The organism is Paraburkholderia sp. RHO2 (assembly GCF_050955445.1).
Classification (GTDB): domain Bacteria; phylum Actinomycetota; class Actinomycetes; order Mycobacteriales; family Mycobacteriaceae; genus Prescottella; species Prescottella agglutinans_A.
Map to the genome: position 1 here is coordinate 2,731,230 of NZ_CP162617.1, position 20,079 is coordinate 2,751,308.

A 20,079-nucleotide genomic window follows, 5' to 3' on the forward strand; every position below is an offset into this window, starting at 1 on the left:
CCTTCCCCGCGAACGGGGTTGACCGTTCGTGACCGCGGACTGGCGATGCCGCGGTGCAGATGGTCCTCGATTCCCGGCGCATTTCGCCCCTGGCGCCTTTACGACGCGTATCGGAAGGTCTCGCCGATCAGGGTGCACTTCTTCGGCTGGTACACCCCAGCACGCTTGCCTCGACGGCGAGACGAGGACGTCCGTCGATCTCGGCGTCGGCCTCGACATGGTCGAAACTGTCGTGACGCACTTCAGCGGCGTCGAAGTTCCCTGCACGACGGCACAATCAGAACAGGGCAGTCGGCCTTGTGCAACAGCGCCCGGCTCGTCGAGCCCAGCAGCATGCCCTTGAATCCGCCGCGTCCGCGGCTGCCGACGACGACCAATTGTGCCTGCTCGGCGTACTCGCTGAGAATTCGCACTGGCCGGTCGCGCACAACGACCTGCTGGACAACGACGTCCGAGTACTGCTCCTTCAATCCGGCCAGCTGGTCGGCCAGCACCGCTTCCTTACCAGACTGGATACTGCTCCAGTGGAGGTCGTCGTCCGAGGGGGTAGCGAAGAACGACTGGACGCTCAGATCGCTCCATGCGAATACAGCGATGAGGTTGGTGCCCCGCATCGCGGCTTCCTCGAACGCGGCCGCGACCGCGGGCTTGCACGACTCGGAGCCGTCGACGCCCACAACGATCGGGCCCTGAGTCGGGGGGAGGCCGTCGAGCGTCCGGCCGCGGACGACGGCGACAGGGCATTCGGCGTGCGCGGTCACTGCGGCGGTGACAGAACCAACGGCGAGTCCCGTGATTTCACCGTATCCGTGCGCTCCAAGGACCACCATCCACGCCTGCTTCGTCAACTCGATCAGGTTGCGGGAGGGAAGGCCGTCGATCTGCTCGGTGGTGACCTCGATCGAACCGACATCCTCGGTGGTCCGGCGGGCTAGAGCCTGGGCACTGTCGATTCGTGCGCGAGCAGTGTCTCGGAGTTCGTCCTCGAAGCTGTGTGTGAGAAACGGATCGGAATGGTAGGCCGACGGGATGTGCACGGCGGTGACGACGTGCAGACGCCGCTGGTGGACGGCGGCAGCGCGGGCCGCCCATACCACCGCATTCGATGCCGCTTCGGAGCCGTCGACGGCAACGACAATCGCTTCGGTTGCGCTCATGGCTTCAAGCTCCTCGCTGCTGCCCGCTACTCGAAAGGCGAATGCTTGGCATTCCAGAAGGGGATCTGCCAGGTCGCGGGGTCGGCCACCGGAAACCGCCTGCCGGTCACCCGGGTCGGAACAATACGGATGAACAGGTCTTTCGCCCCGGCTTGCCACGGAAAAAGTGGCAGGTACACGGTGTTCATCAACTCATCGATCTCACAGATGCCCTCGGCATGCCCCTTCACCACCACGCTCCATACGTGGTGCGACGCATCCTCGTAGCCGTCGACTTCCAGCGCAACCGGAGCATCCGACAACGCAGCAGATACTTTGGTTCCTGTCCCGGACCGAAACACGATGGTGCCATGGTCAACTACGTAATTGAGGGGAAATATGTCCGGGTGCTCGTCTACCCAGACAGCAAGCCGGCCGACCCTCGAAGTCCGGAGTAGTGCCCAGCACTCTGGGACTGCAAGTGCCTCGACTTCCGATTCATCGCTTCCCATTCGCCTTCACCTCCTGCAGCAGCGTTCCTTCCGGCGCCGCATACCACTGGCATGACAACCCGCCTCACCCAAATCATCGTCGCTGTCCGGTCTCTACACGAGGCATCCGCTCAATCCATCGGTCGGGCGTGGTGCCGGCGGTAATGGTGCGGCACGCTCGACTGGTCCTCGCGCCCCTCGTCGAATCGCGGAGCACCCATTTCGGCGGCGCACTGACGTCCCTCCCGATCGCGAGGCGCGGGTAGCGTGTCTGACGCGGACTTCGCGTGAGGGTCAGGGCATACGATCACGACGTCGTCCGCCGCGGTGTCGGCGAGCTCACCGAATATGGCGACAGGCGGGTGTTCGGCCGGGCCGAGATCCTGGCCCAGGCGGCGGTGAGGTGGCGAGAACTCATGAACGAGGATGCCGAGGCCTCCGGCAGCTCGTCACCGCGTGGGGTAACGCTGGTCGAGGTCGATGTTCAGTTCGAGGACGTTGACGGTGGACTCTCCGAGGAATCCGAGCAGCCGGCCACGGGAGTGTTCGGTGATCACCGCTCGTATCCGGTCCGCGGTCACGCGGCGGGCGGCGGCGACCCGTGGGGCCTGCAGATCGGCGTATTCGCGGGAGATATCCGGGTCGAGTCCACTTCCGCTGGCGGTGACAGCGTCCGCCGGGACCTGCGGAGGGTCGGGTGCATCCCCCCGGATCGACATCAACCGACCAGTGTCGTAGTTCTGTCCGAAGCGGGCGCATTCGACGGCGACGCCCTCATAGGTGTCGAGGAACGGTGTGACGGGCATAGTCGGATCGGGGGAGCACGGTTCGTTGACACTGATCACCCGGACTGGTCGTGGGACATCGCCGTCCGCGTCGCGGGGGCCGATAACCGACAGGACCGCGCCGACGCCCCCCGGTGTACAGAACGGCCTCGAGCCGTCGACCCCCTCGAGACGACCGACGTCGCGGCTGCGCGCGCACACGGTCGTGAGTAGGCTCGGTACGAACCCGGCCTCGGTGGGGCTCGCGCCACGAGCCAGCAACGCCGGGTCGGCGGGGGTGTCACGGATGTTCTCGGGACCGAGGTTGCTCGCACCGGACGCGAGCGCGTCGTATTCCTGGCCGGGCGCCGACGGTCGACTCTGGAAATACCACGGCAGCGGCGCACCATCCGCGTCGGTGAACGCCTGTCCGATCCGGCTGCTGCCCACCGTGTGGCCGTCCACCGACACGATCGCGCCGCCAGCGCGCTCACGCAGCCACGGCAGCGAGGCGACGGCCCACACCGCCAGCGGATACGCGACCCCGGTGATCAGGGTCAGGACCAGCAGCGCACGCACTGCGGCGAGATGTTGACGGATCCACGCGGCGCGGAACATTGTCACGACATCCCCGGGAGGAACCGGAGCATCAGATCGATCACCTTGATCCCGACGAACGGCGCCACCACCCCGCCGAGTCCGAAGACGTACAGGTTGCGCCTGAGGAGCCGCTGGGCGCTGACCGCCCGATACTTCACGCCGCGCAGGGACAGCGGGATCAGCGCCACGATGATCAGCGCGTTGTAGATGACCGCCGCAAGGATCGCCGACTGCGGACTGTGCAGCCGCATCACGTTGAGCAGCGCCAGACCGGGGAAGATCGCCACGAACATCGCCGGGATGATCGCGAAGTACTTGGCGATGTCGTTTGCGATGGAGAACGTGGTGAGCGCGCCGCGAGTGATCAGCAGCTGCTTGCCGATCTCGACCACCTCGATGAGCTTGGTCGGATCGGAGTCCAGATCGACCATATTGCCGGCTTCCTTGGCCGCGGTGGTCCCGGTGTTCATGGCGACACCGACATCGGCCTGCGCGAGCGCCGGGGCGTCGTTGGTGCCGTCGCCGGTCATCGCGACGAGCCGCCCAGCGGCCTGCTCCCTCCTGATCAGCTCGAGCTTGTCCTCGGGATTCGCCTCGGCGAGGAAGTCGTCGACCCCCGCCTCGTCGGCGATCGCCTCGGCTGTCAGAGGGTTGTCACCGGTGATCATGACCGTGCGGATCCCCATGCGCCGCATCTCCGCGAACCGCTCCCGCATGCCGCGTTTGACGACGTCCTTGAGGTGGATGACGCCCAGCACCGCGGCGCCGCGGCCGTCGACGCGCCCGACCACGAGCGGCGTGCCCCCCTCCCCGGCGATCCGATCGGTGATCGCGGTCAGCTCGTCCGGCACCGTGCCGCCGTGGCCGGCCACCCACTCGGCGACCGCCGTGGTCGCGCCTTTGCGGAGCATCGTCCCGTTGTCGAGGTCCACCCCGGACATGCGGGTATGGGCGCTGAACGGCACCCACGTAGCGCGCGCCAACTCGCCTGGGCCGCGTTCGCGCAGCTCGTGTTCCTGCTTCGCGTAGACGACGACCGATCTTCCCTCGGGGGTCTCGTCGGCCAGGCTCGACAGTTGGGCCGCGTCGGCCAGATCGTCGGCGGTCACCCCACCGACCGGGACGAACGCGGAGGCCTGGCGGTTGCCGAGGGTGATGGTGCCCGTCTTGTCGAGTAGCAGCGTGTTCACGTCCCCGGCGGCCTCGACGGCCCGCCCCGACATTGCCAGTACGTTGCGTTGCACAAGCCGGTCCATGCCGGCGATGCCGATTGCCGACAGCAAGGCGCCGATCGTGGTGGGAATCAGGCACACCGCCAGCGACACCATCACGACCCCCGACACCCCGTAGCGGTCCAGTGCTGCGGTGTCGGGAACACCCGGGTTGTCGGCCTTCGAGTAGACCGCCAGCGGCTGCAGTGTTGCGACCGCGAACACGAAGATCCCGGTGAGCGCGGCCAGCAGGATGCCGAGAGCGAGTTCGTTCGGCGTCTTCTGCCGGTTCGCCCCCTCGACGAGCGCGATCATTCGATCGAGGAAGCTGCCGCCCGGTTGCTGGGTGATCCGGACGACGATCCGGTCGGACAGCACGACAGTGCCACCGGTGACCGCGGAGCGGTCGCCGCCGGATTCGCGTACCACCGGGGCCGACTCTCCGGTGATCGCGGACTCGTCGACCGACGCGATGCCCTCGACGACGTCGCCGTCCCCCGGCACGGTCTGACCTGCTTCGACGATCACCACGTCGCCCTGCCGCAGGTCGGTCGACGCGACGGCCTCCTCGACCGGGTGTTCCGCCTCGGGTGTCCAGTCCCGCACCCGGCGGGCACGAGTTCCCTTCTGCGCCTTACGCAACGCGTCGGCCTGCGCCTTGCCGCGGCCCTCGGCGACCGATTCGGCGAGGTTCGCGAACACGACGGTGATCCACAGCCAGAACACCGCGGCCCACGCGAACCACGACGGATCGCGGATCGCGAGCACCGTGCTCCACGTCGCACCGACCTCGACGATGAACATCACGGGATTGCGCCACAGAACCCGCGGGTCGAGTTTGCGCAGCGCGTCGGGGACAGCCGCGACGAGGGTTCCGGCAGTGAGACCGGCCCGACGGTGCGCCGAGCGGGGTGTGCTCATCGGTGGATTCCCTCCGCGAGCGGTCCGAGTGCGAGCGAGGGTAGAAACGTCAGGGTGACGAGGATCAGCGTCACCCCGGTGACGAGGCCGACGAACTGGGGGCGGTGCGTGGGCAGGGTGCCTGCCGACGCGGGGACCGCCGATTGGCGGGCCAGCGCCCCCGCGAGGGCCAGCACGAAGATCATCGGCAGTAGTCGACCGAGGATCATCGCGACCCCGAGAACGGTGTTGTACCAAGGCGTGTTCGGGGACAGGCCCGCAAAGGCCGAGCCGTTGCTGTTCGCGACGGAGGTGAACGCGTACAGCACCTCCGAGAGCCCGTGCGGTCCTGGGTTGAGCGCCTGCGCGCGCGGTCCGGGCAGCGCCATCGTGATGGCCGTGCCGACGAGGATCAAGATCGGTGTCACCAGGAAGTAGGCCGCGGCCAGCTTGATCTCGCGTGGGGTGATCTTCTTGCCGAGGTACTCCGGGGTGCGCCCCACCATGAGACCGGCGACGAACACTGTGATCACCGCGAGGATCAGGATCCCGTACAGGCCGGAGCCGGCGCCGCCCGGCGCGACCTCCCCGAGTTGCATGTGGAACATCGCCATCAGCCCGCCGAGGCTCGTGTACGAGTCGAGCGCCGAGTTGGTGGCGCCGGCACCGCTGAGCGTCGCGCCCGCGGTGAACGTCGCCGAGTCCGCAACCCCGAACCGCTGCTCCACCCCCTCCATCGACGCGCCGACCGCGGTGGGGACGGTGCCGTGGTGCTGGAGCTGGAACAGGTTCGTCAACGCGATGCCGACGATCGCGAGCAGAGCCATGACCGCCGCGATCGCATAGCCCTGCCTCTTGTCGCCGACCATGCGTCCGAACGTCCGGGGCAGCGATGCGGCGATCATCAGCATCAGGAAGATCTGAACCCAACTCGTCCATGCCGCGGGGTTCGCGAACGGGTGGGCCGCGTTGGCGTTGTAGAAGCCGCCGCCGTTGGTGCCGAGCATCTCGATGGCCTGTTGGCTCGCGACCGGACCACCCGGCAGCACCTGCGTTCCGCCGGCGAGGGTGCCGGTCACACGCTCGCCGTGGAAGTTCTGCACAACCCCGCCGATCACCAGCACGACAGCGCCGACGACCGCGAGCGGCACGAGGATCCGGACGGTGCCCCGCACGAGATCGACCCAGAAATTGCCGAGGCTGCCCGTCCGGTTGCGTGCGAATCCGCGCACCAGCGCGATCCCGACCGCCATGCCGACCGCTGCGGAGAGGAAGTTCTGAACCGCGAGCCCGGACATCTGCACGAGCGAGCCCATCGTCGATTCGCCCGAATACGCCTGCCAGTCGGTGTTCGTGACGAAGCTGACCGCGGTGTTCCAGGCCAGGTCGGCCGTCATGGTGGTCCCCGGATCGGGCGGGTGCAGCCACAGGTGCTGCTGCACCAGTTGCAGCCCGAACAGCAGCACGATGCCCACGGCGGAGAAGGCGAGGACGCTTCGCGCGTACACCGACCAGGAGTGCTCGGCGGACGGTTCGACCCCGACGAGCCGGTAGACGACGCGTTCGAGCCGGGAGTGCGTCGGTGCCGAGTACACCCGGAACATGTAGTCGCCCAACGGGTTGTGCACCAGGACGAGCGCGAGCAGCAACGATCCCGCGAACAAGGCGCCGGCCGTTGCCGGACCCATCAGAACCGCTCCGGGAACAACAATGCCGCCGCCAGGTACACGGCCAGGCACACCACCAGCACCAGGCCGACCGTGTTGTCGACGTTCACAGCCGATCCACGCCTCTGAGGACCGCCGCGAGCAGGAGGAATACCGCCACCGTCAACGCGGTGAACACCACGACCGTCATGATCCGCCTCCGCGAGGGTGCGGTCTCGGCGGAGCCTCCGCCGAGACCCGTCCCTCGATTCAACATCGGCGCGGTGCCCGCGGGGGACAGAATGGGGGTCAGGGCCAGATTCAACCGCGTGGGGAAGGACATGACCGGCACCGACTCGGCCCCGTCGGAGCGGCGCGGCGCCCTGCGCATCTATCTGGGCGCGGCCCCCGGTGTGGGCAAGACGTACGCGATGCTCGAGGAGGCCGGGCGCCAGTCCCGGCAGGGTGCCGATGTGGTCGTCGGCGTCGTGGAGACCTACGGCCGCGCCGACACCGAGGCCCTGCTCACCGGCCTCGAGATCGTGCCGCCTGCCCGCATGCCGTACCGCGGCGGAACCTTCGAGGAGCTCGATCTCGACGCTGTGCTCGCCCGGCGCCCCCAGATCGTGCTCGTCGACGAACTGGCCCACACCGACGTGCCCGGCTGCCGCCACCCCAAGCGGTGGCAGGACGTCGAGGAACTGCTCGGCGCCGGGATCGACGTGTACTCGACCGTCAATGTCCAGCACCTCGAGAGCCTCAACGACGTCGTCGAACGCATCACCGGGGTCCAGCAGCACGAAACCGTCCCGGATGCCGTGGTCCGTGCCGCCGACCAGATCGACATGGTCGACATCACGCCGGAGGAACTGCGGAACAGGCTCCTGGAGGGCAAGGTGTACGCGCCCGACCGGATCGACGCGGCGATGAACAACTACTTCCGTGAAGGCAACCTCACGGCGCTGCGCGAACTCGCGCTGCTGTGGCTGGCCGACCAGGTCGACATGGCACTGGACAAGTACCGGGTGGACGCGAGCATCACCGACATCTGGGAGACCCGCGAACGCGTGGTCGTCGCCGTCACCGGCGGACCGGAGTCGGAGAAACTGATCCACCGCGCCGCGCGGATCGCGTCCCGCTCCGGTGCCCGGCTGATGGTGGTGCACGTGGTCACCGGTGACGGCCTGGTCGGGGCGTCGAATGCCGCGCTGGCCGAGATCCGGCGCACCGCCGCGGGATTGCAGGCCGACATGCACAGCATCGTCGGTGACGATGTCGCCGAGGCGCTACTCGAGTTCGCGCGTTCGGTCGACGCCACCCAACTGGTGCTCGGCAGTTCCCACCGGTCGCGGCTGTCGCGGCTGATCGACGCCGGCATCGGGGAGCGGGTCATCCGGGACTCGGGGCAGATCGACGTGCACATCGTCACGCACGCGCGCTCGGCGCCGTCGTGGGCGCGGGGCCGTCCGGGCGGGCGCGCCGGGGTCGCGCTCGGCTGGGCCACCGTCCTCGTTCTGCTCGCCGTGATCGCATTTCTCGTCGTCGTGACCCGCGAGGTCACGACGGTCGTCGTGATGCTGGTGGCGGCGACGGTCACGGCGCTGCTCGCGGCCACGCTCTACCGCAGCCGGACGGCGCGACGCGCCACCCAGGAAGCCCAGCTGCTCATCCTCTTCGCAGGGTCCGTGTTGCGGGGCGCGGACCTGCCCGCGTTGCTCGAACGCGTTCGCGAAACCTACGGGCAGCGCGGAGTGAGTGTCATCCGCCGCGGCGGCGGCCCGGTCTGCGCCGTCGGCGAACAGCCGCCACAGTCCGTCGATGCCGCGGACACGGTGTGCGACGTGGGCGCCGGCGAATACGCGCTCGCGCTGTCCGGTCGGCAGGTGGCCACACACGACCGGCGCGTGCTCACGGCGATCGCGTACCAGGCGGTGGCGGTGCACCGGCAGCACCGGCTCATCGAGGAGGCGAGCGAGGCGCGCGCGCTGGCTGCCGCAGACCGCCTTCGGCACGCGGTGTTGTCCGGCGTCAGCCACGAACTGCGCACCCCGTTGCACACACTCGAGGGCGCCCTCGCACGTCTGCGCAACCGCCGGCCGGGGGAGCTCTCGGCGGACGAGGAGGACGAACTGCTCACGGCGTCGGCAGAGTCGACCGATCGTCTGGTCGAGCTGGTCGACGACCTGGTCGACTCGTCCCGGTTGGCCGCCGGCGAGGTCCGGCCCCGACTCGACCGGGTTCCTGTCGCGGCCGCGGTCGATCGGGCACTCGCGGCCACACACTGCGCGGCGACCGGTGTCCGGGTCGCGGTCGACGGCGTGACCGTGCGGGCGGACCCGGGTCTCCTCGATCGGGTGCTCGGAATTCTGGTGTCGAATGCGCTTCGGCACAGCGCCGGACGTCCCGTGCGGATCGCGGCGGCGCGGGTCGGGGATCAGCGCGTCGTCACCGTCGCAGATGCCGGACCAGGCATCCCACCCGGCCGTGAATCCCGCGTCTTCGACCCGTCCAACCGCCCCGAGGCGGGCCGGGACGCCACAGATTCAGGCCTCGGTCTCGGCCTGTGGGTTGCCCGTGGATTCGTCGAGGCGATGGGTGGGACCGCCTCCGCCACCGCGACGCCAGGTGGAGGTCTGACGGTCGTCGTCACCCTGGCAGGGGCCGCCGATACCGACGCTCCGGACAGACCGAACACTGCATCGTCGAACCACCTCCACTGAGTGACTGTTGGCCCTACTGCCGGATGCGCGGGTGCGCTGTGCTGAGCGAGATTGATGTCGCCGGCGCCGGGAGGACCGATGCCACGCACGCGTGACCTGCTGCGCAGATTCCGGCCCGCGGGCACACCAGGCGCCGCGGCATCGACAGGTGTGCCGGCCGACCGGGTGGCCGAACTGTCCGCCGAGCTCGCCCCCGTTCTGTCCCGTCTCGACGACGCCCGTGAGCAAGCCGACGAGATCCGGGCCGCGGCGGAACGCGACGCCCAGGCGATCCGCGCCGACGCCACCGAGCAAGCCGGCGCGCGGATCGCGGACGCCGACCGTCGTGTCCAGGAGGAACGAGCAGCAGCGGCCGCGCGCGCGTCCCGACGAGCCGCCGACGACGCCGCCCGAATCCTCGAACGGGCCGCGGACGAGGCGGCAATGATCCGCGCCCGAGGGCGCGAGCGGATTCCCGCGCTCGTCGACCGAATCGTCGCGACGCTGCCGGATCAGGCATCGGACGGCTCGCTATGAGCGCATCCTGGGTAGCCGGGACGGTCCGGGCCCGCGCCCTGGCCCGTCGACGGATGGGCGCCGCTGCTGCGCGCTCCCTGACAACCTCCGGCTCGGTCGCCGACGCCGTCCATGCGTTGACACGGACCCCGTACGGGCACGAGGTCCGTCCGCACGACTCGGTCGCCACCGCTCAGCGAGCCATCGGTTCCACCTTGCTGTGGCACCTGCGGGTCCTTGCCGGATGGCTGCCGCGCGACGGCGTGGACGTGGTCCGCCTGCTGAGCGGTGGATTCGAGATCGCCGATCTCGACAACAGCCTCGCCCGTGCCCGCGGCACGCCCACCGATCAGCCCCACTGGATGGGCACCCTCGCGACCGCCGGACGTCGACTCGCGGACGCGAGCTCGGCCGCCGACCTCCGGACCGCGCTCGAGGCCTCGGCGTGGGGCGATCCGGGCGGTGAACGACCGTGGGAGATTTCCTGCGGCACCCGTCTGAACTGGGCCGACCAGATCGTCGGCCGGATTCCCGAAGCCGCGGCCTGGGCACGCGCCCAGACGGCGCTACTCCTCGTCCGCACCGTCCGTGTCCAAGAACACGCCCTCGCGCCGCCGCTTGCCCGACGCGCGGGAACCATCGTCGGCCCCGCGTTCGTCGATGCCGTCGCATCGGCGAACCTGCCTGTCGACGAACTCGCCCGCCACCTGCCTGCCGACACGCGCTGGGTCCTCGACGGACTCGGCACGCTGGACGACGCCTGGCGCACGGAGGCGCGCTGGTGCCACCGGGTCGAGGCCGACGGTTTCGCACTGCTGCGCGGCGCCGGCTTCGGGCAGGGGCCAGTCGTCGGCGCGATCGCGGTCCTCGCGATCGACGCCTGGCGGGCCCGCGCGGCGTTGTCCGCGGCGGCACGACGGGCCGTCGTCGGGTCCGCCGCGACGGAGGCGTTCGATGCGGTGGCCTGAGATTGCGGCACCAGTGCGGATGCAGCGGGTCGCCGTCGTCGCCCCGACTGCGACGCTGCGCCGCGTGCTCGCCGAGACCGCGGACGCCGGCACCGTCGAACTCGACGTCCCGGACACGAGCGCACCTGCAGGCGAAGCTGCCGTGCGACTGCACCACCTGGCCGCGACACCCCCCGAGCCGCGGCTGTCCGGCCGGACGCCGGACCTGGCGGAGCTCGAGCGCGACGGCCGTCTGGACCTGCTCGCCGGGGAGGACGAACTCGAACGGCACGCGGGGGCGGCGGTGGTGCGTGGCGACGTCGCCGCCCTCGCGGGCTGGACACAACAGGCGCACGTGACGCAGCTCGCCGAACGACTCGAACCGTTCGGCGGAACGGTGGTCCCGCTGCCGACGCCGCGCGGCGTCGATCCCCCCACACGCCTGCACACCGGCGGCGCGACGCGGCGGGCCTTCGCGCCGCTGGTCGAGACCTACGGGACCGTCCCGTACGCAGACGTCGATCCGACGCTGCCCGCCGGACTCGCCTACGTGTTCATGTTCGGCATGATGTTCGGCGACGTCGGTCACGGGGTGCTGTTGATCCTCGCCGGGCTGGTGCTGCGCGCCGGACGTCCGGCGCGGCTCGCCCGCTACCGGCGGGTGTGGGGATTCGTGGTCGGCGCCGGGGTCGCCGCCACCGGATTCGGCGTCCTGTACGGCGAGTACTTCGGCCCGACGGGGGTGGTGCCGGTCCTGTGGCTGTCGCCGCTGGAGGAGCCGATCACGCTGCTGGCTGCGGCACTGGGGGTCGGTGCGGTCCTGATCGCCGGCGCGTACGTGCTCGGCACCGTCAACCGGTGGCACGAGGGCGGGTGGCCCTCCGCAGTCAGTGCCCCGTCCGGTCTTGCCGGAGTCGCGCTGTTCGCCGGGCTGGGCCTGGTCCTTCTCGGCCTGGTCGCGGGCAGCGTCTGGGTGCTCGTCGGCGGCGTCGTCGGCGCGGTCGGGCTGATCCTCGCCTCGATGGGATTCCTGGCGGCCACCGAGGGCGGGGCGGCCGGGATCGTGCAGACGCTCGTCGAACTGTTCGACGCGGTGATCCGCCTCGGCGCGAACCTGGTCTCGTTCGCTCGTCTCGCCGCGTTCGGGCTCACCCACGCCGCAGTCGGGCAGATCGTGTGGAACGGCACCACCTCACTGTGGGGCGGCGTCGTCGGCTCGTCCGCCGCTGTCGTGGTCTTCGTCGTCGGCAACACGCTCGCATTCGCGCTCGAAGCGCTGGTCGCCGGTGTGCAGGCACTGCGACTCGAGTACTACGAGCTGTTCTCGAGGCTCTTCGTCACCGAAGGCCGCCCCTTCCACCCCTGGCACGTTCCGATCGAACCCTCCGGGAGGTCCTCGTGAGCACCTGGTTGTATACGCTTCCTGTGCTGTGCGCGGTGACCGTCGTGGCACTGGCGGCCGTGCGGCGCCGCGGCCGGACCGCGCTCGCAGTCGTCGTCGCCGTCGACGCACTGCTGCTCGTCGGTTCGCTCGCCGTGCTCGCCCTCGCAGCGAGCGGCACGCCGGTCTCGGCGACCCCCGTCGCGGAGGCGGTCGAACCGAGCACCAACTGGGCGGCCCTGCTCGGAGCCGCGATCGCGGTGGCCGGCTCGTCGATCGGGGCCGCGATCGCCGTCGCCTACACGGGAGCCGCCGCGCTCGCCGCAATGAGCGAGCGACCCGAACTCTTCGGCCGCGCGATGGTAATCGTCGGACTGGCGGAAGGCATCGCGATCTACGGCCTGATCGTCGCGATCATCCTGATCGGGAAGGCGTGAGCCGTGGCGCGGGTCGCGGTCCTGGGCGAGGGTCCGACGGTGCAGGGATACGCGCTCGCCGGGGCCCTCGTCCTCGCCGCCCCGGACGACGCCGCCGTGCGCGCGCAGTGGGCGGCTCTGCCCGCCGACGTCGCCGTCGTCGTCCTCACCGCCGCTGCTGCCCGCGCGCTCGGACCCGACGCGGTGAACGGCACATACCCTCTGGCGGTGGTGCTGCCGTGACGATCACGCAGACGCCGACGACCGACGGCCTCGATCCTGTACGCCGAGCGCTCACCGACCGCGCCCGGAGCGACGCTGCCCGCATCCGGGCCGCGGCCCGCGCCGACGCGGAGGCGGCGATCGCGAGGGCGGAGGCCGAGGCCCGCGCCCGGCTCGACCGCGCCAGGGCGGAGGGGATTCGCGACGGTGAACTGGTCGTCGCCACCGAACGTGTCCGCGCGCACCGGCGTGCCCGCGCGGTCGTGCTCGCCGCCCAGCGCGAGGTATACGACGAACTCCGCACCCACGTACGAGCCGCCGCGGCCGCGTCCCGGGACGATTCCACCTATCCGGCACTGCGGGATCGGCTCGTCCGGCGGGCACGGGACCTCCTGGGCCCGCGGGCCGAGATCCGAGAGCTTCCCGACGGGGGCATCGAGGGGGAGGTCGGCGGTCGCCGTCTCCTCTGGTCGCTGGCCGACCTGGCCGAACGACGGCTCGCGGGGGCCGGCGACGACATCGTCGGGTTATGGTTGCGATGACAGCGCAGATCGTGCGCGTCTCCGGTTCCCTGGTCGAGATCGGACAGCTGACCGCGGTATCGATCCACGACGTCGTCGCCCTCGGGGAGCGCTTGATTCCTGGCGAGGTCGTGGCCATCGACGACGGCCTCGTGACGGTGCAGGCCTACGAGGACACGGCCGGGCTCGCACCCGGGCAGCCGGCCACCTCGACCGGCGGACCGCTGTCGGCGCCGCTGGGACCAGGCCTGCTCGGTGGCGTGTTCGACGGCCTGCTGCGGCCCCTCTCGGAGGCGGGCACCTGGCTGGCTCCGGCCACCACCGGCGACCGGATCCCGGACCGCCGCTGGGAGTTCACCCCGTCGGTTCGTGCCGGGGCCCACGTCGACGCCGGTGACGAACTCGGGGTGGTGGCGAACAGCGGGCCGATCCCGATCCCGATTCTGGCGCCCCCCGGCGTCGCGGGCAGCGTGGACTCGATCCGCGACCGCGGCAGCTACCGCGCCGACACCGTCGTTGCGACCGTGTCCAAGACCGCCGTGCCGCTCACGCAGCCGTGGCCGGTGCGCCGGCCCCGCCCGTGCCGCGACCGGATCGACGACGTCGAGATGCTGCCCACCGGACAGCGCGTCCTCGACCTGTTGTTCCCGATCGCGCGCGGCGGGACCGCCGCGGTGCCCGGCGGCTTCGGCACCGGCAAGACGCTGCTGCTGCAGCAGATCGCCAAGTGGTGCGATGCGGACGTCATCGTGTACGTCGGCTGCGGCGAGCGCGGCAACGAAATGGCCGACGTGGTGCAGGAACTGCACGACCTCGTCGACCCGCGGACGGGGCACCGACTCGCGGCGCGCACCGTCGTCGTCGCCAACACGTCGAACATGCCGCTGATGGCCCGCGAATCCAGCATCTACAGTGGCGTGACCGTCGCCGAGTATTTCCGCGACCTCGGCTACCACGTCGTCGTGATCGCAGATTCGACGTCCCGGTGGGCGGAGGCGCTGCGCGAGTTCTCTTCACGACTGGGGGAACTCCCGGTGGAGGAGGGCTACCCGGCCGATCTGGCGTCGGCACTGGCCGCGTTCTACGAGCGCGCCGGCCACGCTGTCACGCTCGGCGGGCGTCGGGGTTCGGTCACGATCATCGGCGCCGTCTCGCCCTCGGGCGGCGACATGACCGAACCCGTCACGGCGCACACGTTGCGTTTCGTCCGCTCGGTGTGGAGCCTCGACCGGGATCTCGCCTATGCGCGCCATTACCCGGCCGTCGCGTGGTCCGGCTCATTCTCGTCCGACGCCCAGGCGTTAGGGCTCCGTCACGCCCGGGACGGCGACCCCGGTTGGATGCGGCGCCGTGCCCGGGTCGCCGCGGTACTCGCCGACGCGGACCGGCTCGACGCCCTTGCCGAACTCGTGGGCCGGCACGCGATGCCCGATGCCGAACGCGTGGCGATGCTCGGTGGCCGACTCCTTCGGGAAGGGGTTCTGCAGCAGAGTGCGCTGAGCCCGTCCGACGGGTTCTGTTCCACCGCCAAAGCCGCTGCGCTCGCCGACGCCGCGCTGGCGGTGCTCGACCGGTGCCGGGCACTCGTCCAGGCCGGTGTGGACGCCGACACCCTCGAAGGCATCGACTTCGGACCGCTGATCCAGGCGCGGGAACAGGCCGGCCCGGACGATGCGTCCACGGTCGACCGCATCCGCGACGTGATGCTCGCCCGGATCGGGGAGCTGTCGTGACGGCCGGGCCCGGCGGCATCGAGTACACCGACGTCCGACGCCTCCGCGGACCCTTGCTTGTGGTGAGCGACGTCCGGGGCGTGGGATGGGACGAGTCGGCCGTCATCCGTCTCGACAGCGGCGAAATCCGACACGGTCAGGTGCTCGAGGTCGACCACGACCTGGCGATCGTCCAGGTCCTCGAACGCACCGACGGCATGCGACCGGAAAGCACCGTCGTCTCCTTTGCCGGCGAGCCGCTCCACATCCCGGTCGGGCCCGGCTGGCTCGGCCGCGTGTGCAACGGGCGCGGCGCACCGGTCGACGGCGGGCCGCCGGTACTCGCGTCACGCCGCGCACCAGTGTCCGGTCGGCCGCTCAACCCGACGTGGCGCGAAACCCCCGCCGACGCCGTCCCCACCGGCGTGTCCGCGATCGACGCGCTCACCACCGTCGTTCGTGGCCAGAAGCTGCCAGTCTTCTCGGTCGGCGGCCTGCCGCACCTGGAGCTGGCCACTCAGGTGGCTGCCCAGGCGAATGTCGCCGGCGAGCCGTTCGCCGTCGTCTTCGCCGGCATGGGAATCACCCACGCCGACGCGGCCATGGTCCGGGATCGCCTCGAGGTCCGCGTGACCGCCGGCGAAGTGGTCCTGGTCCTCAACACCGCCGACGAGCCGGCTGTGGAACGCGTCCTCACCCCGCGGCTGGCGTTGACGATCGCCGAGTACCTCGCGTTCGACGAGGGCCGGCACGTCCTCGTCGTGATGGCGGACATGACCGCCTACGCCGAAGCGGTGCGCGAGGTGTCCGCGGCACGCGGCGAGGTGCCGGGACGTCGCGCCTACCCGGGCTACCTGTACAGCGACCTCGCGTCCCTGTACGAGCGGTGCGGGCGCATCCGCGGGGTCGCCGGCTCGGTCACGATCATTCCGGTACTGACGATGCCAGGTGGGGACATCACCCATCCGGTGCCCGACCTCACGGGCTACATCACCGAGGGCCAGATCGTCCTGGGACCCGACCAGCACCGGGCCGGCATCTACCCGCCCGTCGACGCACTCTCGTCACTCTCGCGCCTGATGCGCAAGGGCGCCGGCCCCGGACGCACCCGTGACGACCACCTCGACCTGGCCGCCCAGGTACTGGCCGCCATGTCGCGCGCCCGTCAGGTCGCCGAACTTGCGCAGCTGATGGGCGAGGACTCGCTCGGCACGGTCGACCGCGCCTACCTCGGATTCACCGGTGCCGTCCAGAGGCACCTGCTCGATCAGCGCAGCGACGAGTCCCGCACCCTCGACGACACCCTCGACCGGGCCTGGGCCGCCCTGTCGACGCTGCCGCGGAGCGAACTGACGATGCTGCCGCGGGCACTACTGGACGAGCACTACCGTCCGGGTGGTGACGGGTCGTGACACGCATCGGACGGGTTCCCCCCGGGCGCGCCGGACGCCTGTGGCTTCGGCGCCGACTCGACGTGGCCACCCGGGGCGTCGATCTGCTCGAGCGAAAACGCTTGGTCCTGCAGGCCGAGCGGGACCGGCTCGGCCGAGAGGCCACCCGCACCGCCGCCGAGTGGGCGCGTGCCGGCCGCGACGCCGACCGTTGGCTCGAACGTGCTCTGCTGCTCGGTGGGGAGAGCGCGATCGGCCGGGCCGCGGGGCCGCCGGCCCGCATCACCGTCGTGTGGGCCCGGTCGATGGGGGTCACGTTCCCTGCGGACACCGACTGCATCTGCCCCGACCTGCCCGACGGGCCGCTCGACGGCCCCGCCGTCGCCGAGGCCCGCGCCCACCATAGGCGTGCCCTCGCGGCGGCCGTCGCCTACGTGGCCGCGACGACAGCGGTGCGGCTCGTCGACGCCGAGCTGCAGTCCACGGCGCGGCGACAGCGGGCGATCTCGGACCGATGGATACCGGCGCTCGAGAGTGAACTCGCGCGGCTCCGCATCGGGCTCGAGGAAGAAGAGCACGCCGATGTCGTCCGCCGGCGCTGGGTGACGAACCGGTCGGACAGCGGCACGGATCCCCGATGATCCCCGGTCAGTCGGCGATGCCCGACACCTGCATCCGTGCGGCGAGCACCGCAGCTTGGGTGCGGCGCTCGACGCCCAGCTTGGCCAGCAGCCGCGAGACGTAGTTCTTGACCGTCTTCTCCGCCAGGAACATCCGCGCCGCGATCTGGCGGTTGGTGAGCCCTTCGCCGAGCAGCGCCAGTAGGCGGCGCTCCTGCGCCGTGAGGTCCTCCGGAAGCGGCGAGTGGCGCCGCGGCCGGCCGCCGCCGGTCGAGGCCGCGGGCAGCAGCGTGCCGCCGGCACCGACCTCGCGCACCGCCTCCATCAACTGCATGCCGCGGATGTCCTTGACGACGTAGCCCTTCGCGCCTGCCGCCGCGGCGTCCTGCATCGCGCGCTCGTCGCGGAACGACGTCACGATCAGGCAACGCAGGTCGGGCATCCTCGTGCGCAGCTGACGGCACACGTCGATGCCGCTGCCGTCGGGCAGACGGACGTCGAGCAGCACCACATCCGGTCGCAGTGCGGGGATCCGGGCCAGTGCCTGGGAACGGGTCTCGGCCTGGCCGACCACCCGCATGTCGTCGTCCGAATCGACGAGTTCGGCGAGGCCGCGGCGGACGACCTCGTGATCGTCGACGAGGAACACTGTCAGCATCTTGGCACCTCCCGGGTGCGTATGAGCCGATCGTACGACGAACCGACGGCGGCCCGGACCGTCGCGAGGGATCCGGGGTGACTTCCGGCCCTACCCGCCGGCCGCGGGCGCGGCGACGATGGGTGGCACTCGAGTGTGTGGAGGTCCCGCCGTGGACACAGTCGAGACGAGTGCACCGGTCGTCGTCGGGATCGACGGTTCCGACTCGTCCTTCGCCGCCGTGAACTGGGCCGCCCGCGAGGCACGGCTCCACGGATGCCCGGTCCACCTGCTCGCCGCGCTCGGGGCACCCACCCCCTACGGCGACGGCATCCGGCTGCCGCCGAGCTACTTCGCCGACCGCGACCGCGCGGTCCACGGACACCTCGAGCGGGCCGCCGCGATCGCCCGGACCGTCGACGGCGCGGCGCCGGTCACCGACATCACCAGCGAGATCGTCACCGGTCCGGCCCGCCCCGCCCTGATCGAGGCGTCCAAGTCGGCCCGGATGGTCGTCGTCGGCAGCCGCGGCCTCGGCCAGGTCACCGCCGCACTCGCCGGTTCGGTGGCCGTCGCGCTCACCTCGCACGCGCACTGCCCGGTGGTGGTACTGCGCGAACCGGTCGCGCCGGCCGCCGGCATGGGGGAGATCGTCGTCGGCATCGACGGCTCCGAGAACAGCCGGCCCGCCCTCGCGGCCGCGCTCGAGGAGGCGTCACTGCGCGGCGTCGGGGTGGTCGCGGTGCACACGTGGTCGCCGTTCACCCTGTCGACGGTGTTCGACGACCAACTCGACCTGCCGTGGGACGAGGTCGAGGTGGCCGAGCAGGCCGTTCTCGCGGAGAGCCTCGCCGGCTGGGCCGAGCGCTACCCGGAGACGCCCGTCGCGCGGGCCGTGGTTCGTGGGAACTCCGCCGAGGAACTGCGCGAGCGCGCCGCGGACGCCGCACTGCTGGTGGTCGGCACGCACGGTCGCGGCGGCTTCGCGGGCATGCTGGTCGGCTCGACCAGTACGGTGCTGCTGCACTCGGCGACGTGCCCGCTCATGATCGTCCGGTCGTGACGGCGTCGGTGGAGAGGAAGCAGCGTGGACAGGCCGAATGAGCAGATCTTCCTCCTCGCCGGGGCCTCGACCGCGGTGACCGACGCGATCGCCTACGCGTACACGTGCCGGCACCCGTGTGTCGTCCTGGGGGACACGACCGACAGCGGACCGGAAGCCGTCGCGGAAACGTAACCCGCACAACCGAACCGGAGGCGCGGGGTGCCGGTCACGCCGTCCACACCTGCTCGATCGGGCGGCGGCCGGTCAGCGGCAGTGTGCCGCCGGGGCTCTCGCCCACACGGACGACGACCTGCGGGAAACCGCACCGCTCGCCACCGGCCGCCGCCGCGTCGCGGACGATGCGCCGGCTTGCCGCGACCTCGGTGAGATGGGTGACCGGGCAGGTCGCCAGCCCCCGCGCGGTGGCGCTGAGCAGAAGGTGCGAGAGGGCCTCGCCGCTGCGCAGCCAGTCCAGTCGGGTGTCGGCGTCGGTGCTGATCACCGCGAGCGCCGCCCGATCGGGCCCGAACGACGGCGACGCGAGGGTGCCGATCGGGAATTCCCGCCCCACCGGGACGGCGCCCTCCGACGGTAGGGCAGTGTCGGGGACGCCCTCGTCGGCCGGCGCGTGCCCGGCCCACCAGTACAGCTCCGCGTGATACGCCGGGTCGTACCGGCGCACCGACGCACTGCACCGGGCGGCCTCGGCCAGTCTGGCCGGCCCGTCGTCCCCGAGCATCGTCACCGACGCCGCGAACGGCGCCACGGTGTCGGCGTCGAGCCCGCTCAGATCTCGCGACGGGCAGGCCCCGAAGGGGCGGCGGTCGGTGCGCCGCCGGTCGATCGCCCGGCGCATCGCGACGACGCCCTCCTCGGACGCCGCCACCCGGCTCGCCGACAGCGGCGCGAACGCGATCGACGCCAAGTGCATCGGGTCCTCCGGATCGGGGAGCCGCTCGACCACCGCGCCGATCCCGTAGCGCGTCACCGCCACCTCGAAGTGGTGCAGCGCCGTGCCGCAGCTGATCACCATCTGACGGCCCACCGGGTCGGCCACCGGCACCGACCGGGCACCGTCCGCGTGCAATTCCAGGCGCTCGTCGACCACGCGCCACCGCCACGGCTGGCTGTTGTGCAGCGACGGCGCCCGGCACGCGGCCTCGACGGCAGCGCGGATCTCCCCGATTCCGGGACGGGCCATCATTCACCAAGTCTCGTCGCTTC

At 70.9% G+C, this 20,079-nt stretch carries 21 protein-coding genes; 12 read left to right on the plus strand and 9 right to left on the minus strand.

The features are described 5' to 3' along the window. Nucleotides 1–242 precede the first annotated feature (242 nt). The 7 genes from ABTV10_RS12585 to ABTV10_RS12615 all read right to left on the minus strand — a co-directional run bounded on the left by ABTV10_RS12585 (nt 243) and on the right by ABTV10_RS12615 (nt 7,091). Nucleotides 243–1,157 (minus strand): universal stress protein, encoded by a 915-nt coding sequence (locus ABTV10_RS12585; protein WP_499027345.1) that lies wholly within the window; start codon nt 1,155–1,157, stop codon nt 243–245. A gap of 26 nt (nt 1,158–1,183) precedes the next feature. Beyond that, complete coding sequence (locus ABTV10_RS12590) at nt 1,184–1,648, minus strand: pyridoxamine 5'-phosphate oxidase family protein (RefSeq protein ID WP_499027347.1); 465 nt, start codon at nt 1,646–1,648, stop codon at nt 1,184–1,186. Nucleotides 1,649–2,076: 428 nt separating this feature from the next. Beyond that, nucleotides 2,077–3,009, minus strand: coding sequence for a potassium-transporting ATPase subunit C (locus ABTV10_RS12595; protein WP_499035170.1), 933 nt, complete (start codon nt 3,007–3,009; stop codon nt 2,077–2,079). Nucleotides 3,010–3,011: 2 nt separating this feature from the next. Further along, the gene (gene kdpB / locus ABTV10_RS12600; RefSeq protein WP_499027349.1) at nt 3,012–5,123 is read right to left on the minus strand and encodes a potassium-transporting ATPase subunit KdpB; all 2,112 of its coding nucleotides are present in this window, start codon (nt 5,121–5,123) and stop codon (nt 3,012–3,014) included. Further along, a complete protein-coding gene (gene kdpA / locus ABTV10_RS12605) occupies nt 5,120–6,790 on the minus strand; it encodes a potassium-transporting ATPase subunit KdpA (RefSeq protein ID WP_499027351.1) in 1,671 nt (556 codons plus the stop codon). Before kdpA ends, kdpB begins: the two co-directional genes overlap by 4 nt. After that, nucleotides 6,790–6,879 (minus strand): K(+)-transporting ATPase subunit F, encoded by a 90-nt coding sequence (gene kdpF, locus ABTV10_RS12610; protein WP_499027353.1) that lies wholly within the window; start codon nt 6,877–6,879, stop codon nt 6,790–6,792. The genes kdpA and kdpF overlap by 1 nt, the downstream gene beginning before the upstream one ends. Next, the gene (locus ABTV10_RS12615) at nt 6,876–7,091 is read right to left on the minus strand and encodes a hypothetical protein (RefSeq protein WP_499027355.1); all 216 of its coding nucleotides are present in this window, start codon (nt 7,089–7,091) and stop codon (nt 6,876–6,878) included. The genes kdpF and ABTV10_RS12615 overlap by 4 nt, the downstream gene beginning before the upstream one ends. On the opposite strand from ABTV10_RS12615, the gene ABTV10_RS12620 reads away from it, so the two are divergent. From ABTV10_RS12620 to ABTV10_RS12665, 10 genes are all read left to right on the plus strand, one after another. Next, entirely contained in the window at nt 7,090–9,468 is a 2,379-nt protein-coding gene (locus tag ABTV10_RS12620) for a sensor histidine kinase (protein ID WP_499027357.1), read from the plus strand. The genes ABTV10_RS12615 and ABTV10_RS12620 overlap by 2 nt on opposite strands. 78 nt (nt 9,469–9,546) lie before the next feature. After that, nucleotides 9,547–9,984: a hypothetical protein gene (locus ABTV10_RS12625; protein WP_499027359.1), complete on the plus strand. Its 438-nt coding sequence runs from the start codon at nt 9,547–9,549 to the stop codon at nt 9,982–9,984. Then, entirely contained in the window at nt 9,981–10,931 is a 951-nt protein-coding gene (locus ABTV10_RS12630) for a hypothetical protein (protein ID WP_499027361.1), read from the plus strand. Before ABTV10_RS12625 ends, ABTV10_RS12630 begins: the two co-directional genes overlap by 4 nt. After that, complete coding sequence (locus ABTV10_RS12635; protein WP_499027363.1) at nt 10,918–12,312, plus strand: V-type ATPase 116kDa subunit family protein; 1,395 nt, start codon at nt 10,918–10,920, stop codon at nt 12,310–12,312. Before ABTV10_RS12630 ends, ABTV10_RS12635 begins: the two co-directional genes overlap by 14 nt. Beyond that, the gene (locus ABTV10_RS12640) at nt 12,309–12,728 is read left to right on the plus strand and encodes an ATP synthase subunit C (RefSeq protein ID WP_499027365.1); all 420 of its coding nucleotides are present in this window, start codon (nt 12,309–12,311) and stop codon (nt 12,726–12,728) included. The genes ABTV10_RS12635 and ABTV10_RS12640 overlap by 4 nt, the downstream gene beginning before the upstream one ends. Nucleotides 12,729–12,731: 3 nt before the next feature. Then, nucleotides 12,732–12,950: a hypothetical protein gene (locus ABTV10_RS12645; protein WP_499027367.1), complete on the plus strand. Its 219-nt coding sequence runs from the start codon at nt 12,732–12,734 to the stop codon at nt 12,948–12,950. Next, nucleotides 12,947–13,471, plus strand: a complete 525-nt coding sequence (locus ABTV10_RS12650) for a hypothetical protein (protein WP_499027369.1) — start codon at nt 12,947–12,949, stop codon at nt 13,469–13,471. Before ABTV10_RS12645 ends, ABTV10_RS12650 begins: the two co-directional genes overlap by 4 nt. Next, entirely contained in the window at nt 13,459–15,183 is a 1,725-nt protein-coding gene (locus ABTV10_RS12655; protein ID WP_499027371.1) for a V-type ATP synthase subunit A, read from the plus strand. The genes ABTV10_RS12650 and ABTV10_RS12655 overlap by 13 nt, the downstream gene beginning before the upstream one ends. Next, a complete protein-coding gene (locus ABTV10_RS12660) occupies nt 15,180–16,574 on the plus strand; it encodes a V-type ATP synthase subunit B (protein WP_499027373.1) in 1,395 nt (464 codons plus the stop codon). Before ABTV10_RS12655 ends, ABTV10_RS12660 begins: the two co-directional genes overlap by 4 nt. After that, nucleotides 16,571–17,194, plus strand: a complete 624-nt coding sequence (locus tag ABTV10_RS12665; protein WP_433604153.1) for a V-type ATP synthase subunit D — start codon at nt 16,571–16,573, stop codon at nt 17,192–17,194. Before ABTV10_RS12660 ends, ABTV10_RS12665 begins: the two co-directional genes overlap by 4 nt. A 7-nt stretch (nt 17,195–17,201) precedes the next feature. On the opposite strand, the gene ABTV10_RS12670 is transcribed toward ABTV10_RS12665, so the two are convergent. After that, on the minus strand, nt 17,202–17,831 hold the full coding sequence (locus ABTV10_RS12670) for a response regulator transcription factor (RefSeq protein ID WP_499027375.1): 630 nt from the start codon (nt 17,829–17,831) through the stop codon (nt 17,202–17,204). A 151-nt stretch (nt 17,832–17,982) separates the two neighbouring features. Here ABTV10_RS12670 and ABTV10_RS12675 point away from each other — a divergent pair, with 151 nt between their 5' ends. Beyond that, complete coding sequence (locus ABTV10_RS12675; protein ID WP_499027377.1) at nt 17,983–18,873, plus strand: universal stress protein; 891 nt, start codon at nt 17,983–17,985, stop codon at nt 18,871–18,873. Between the two features lie 24 nt (nt 18,874–18,897). After that, nucleotides 18,898–19,047: a hypothetical protein gene (locus ABTV10_RS12680; RefSeq protein WP_433604159.1), complete on the plus strand. Its 150-nt coding sequence runs from the start codon at nt 18,898–18,900 to the stop codon at nt 19,045–19,047. 34 nt (nt 19,048–19,081) lie between these two features. Here the strand turns inward: ABTV10_RS12680 and ABTV10_RS12685 are convergent, their stop codons facing one another. After that, nucleotides 19,082–20,059, minus strand: a complete 978-nt coding sequence (locus ABTV10_RS12685) for an Acg family FMN-binding oxidoreductase (RefSeq protein WP_499027379.1) — start codon at nt 20,057–20,059, stop codon at nt 19,082–19,084. Nucleotides 20,060–20,079: the final 20 nt, after the last annotated feature.